Source organism: Acetivibrio sp. MSJd-27 (assembly GCF_018918095.1).
Lineage (GTDB): Bacteria > Bacillota > Clostridia > UMGS1840 > HGM11507 > HGM11507.
In genome coordinates this window covers 1-1,583 of the sequence record NZ_JAHLPV010000089.1, presented here as the reverse complement: position 1 = coordinate 1,583, position 1,583 = coordinate 1, and the positions used below count along the sequence as shown (strand labels likewise).

At 39.8% G+C, this 1,583-nt stretch carries 2 protein-coding genes and 1 pseudogene; 1 reads left to right on the top strand and 2 read right to left on the bottom strand.

The window, feature by feature from the left end; all coding sequences use genetic code 11:
- Positions 1-120: 120 nt before the first annotated feature.
- Entirely contained in the window at positions 121-435 is a 315-nt protein-coding gene (locus tag KQI32_RS13215) for an IS3 family transposase (protein ID WP_216426105.1), read from the top strand.
- Positions 436-525: 90 nt separating this feature from the next.
- Here the strand turns inward: KQI32_RS13215 and tnpA are convergent.
- A pseudogene (gene tnpA, locus KQI32_RS13210) lies at positions 526-995 on the bottom strand (IS200/IS605 family transposase).
- A 106-nt stretch (positions 996-1,101) separates the two neighbouring features.
- The coding region (locus KQI32_RS13205; protein ID WP_216426103.1) for an IS3 family transposase at positions 1,102-1,583 on the bottom strand (482 nt) is incomplete at its 5' end.

Here is a 1,583-nt window from a genome sequence, read left to right as displayed (position 1 = left end):
CTTTTGCTTTGCGTGCGATTTCCTCCGGCGTTCTTTTTCTTCTTGGCATAGTAAAACCTCCAAACTCAGTATTTATTATATACCTGTTTGGAGGTTTACACAATCTTTGTAAAAGACTCTTTGAGTACGATTAAAGCCGCCAAGAAAAAAGAGAAGGTCACTGCACAGATGCAACTTCACAGTGACCAAGGCTTTCAGTATACTTCACAAGCCTACTTCAAGCTAACACAATCATACGGCATTACTCCATCAATGTCAAGCCGAGGAAATCCGTATGACAACGCTTTAGCTGAAAATTTCTTTTCCATTCTTAAAACAGAGTGCATCTATCGCGCTAAACTTCCGACTTATGAGGAGGCGCGCCTCCTCATAAGTGAATATATCCATTTTTACAACAACGAGCGTATTCAACTAAAAATAAATATCCCCCCGTGAAACGGGGGGGATTTCATTTTCGGGCAAAGCCCTAACCATTACTGGCAACGCACAAGTGCGTTTTAGATTGGCCTGCCAGCCATGCAATTGTTACTTACTGCCCATAAATGGGTCCCGTGGGTCGAATATGCTCAATTGATCACTTTCCTTATCTTTCTTTAATTGTTCTGCTATATATTCTTTTATCGCTTTCGTGTTCTTCCCCACGGTATCAACGTAATATCCCTTACACCAAAATTCGCGGTTTCGGTAAGCAAACTTCATGTTCCCCCATTTTTGAAATATCAGCAAAGCACTTTTCCCTTTCAGATACCCCATAAATCCCGAAACACTCATTTTGGGCGGGATGTTTACTAACATATGAATGTGATCTGGGCATACTTCTCTTCTATTATGTTTACGCCTTTCCATTGGCATAGCTTTCTTAATATTTCTCGTATTTCCAATCGTTTTTCTTCAAAAAACACTTTCCTTCTGTATTTTGGTGCAAATACTATGTGATACTTGCAATTCCATTTTGTATGTGCTAAACTACTCGTGTCTATGACTTCTTTTTTCATAGATAAAACTCTCCGTATGTGTTTTTATTTCGACTGGCAGGTCGTCTCTATTTTAACATATACGGAGGATTTTTGCTCATCGGTTAACCTCTATCCAACCACGCGACTATCGCGTGGTTTTCCTGATACAACAAAACTGATTCCGTTGTTCTAACGGAGTCAGTTTTGTTTTTAGTTGAATACGCTCGTTGTTGTAAAAATGGATATATTCACTTATGAGGAGGCACGCCTCCTCATAAGTCGGAAGTTTAGCGCGATAGATGCACTCTGTTTTAAGAATGGAAAAGAAATTTTCAGCTAAAGCGTTGTCATACGGATTTCCTCGGCTTGACATTGATGGAGTAATGCCGTATGATTGTGTTAGCTTGAAGTAGGCTTGTGAAGTATACTGAAAGCCTTGGTCACTGTGAAGTTGCATCTGTGCAGTGACCTTCTCTTTTTTCTTGGCGGCTTTAATCGTACTCAAAACCAGATTTACATTTTGTTTCGTTCCCATCCTGTAGGCTACAATACTGTTGTCGAACAAATCTCTGATGACCGACAAATACAATACGCCTTGCTTTGTGTGTATGTACGAAATATCTGTAA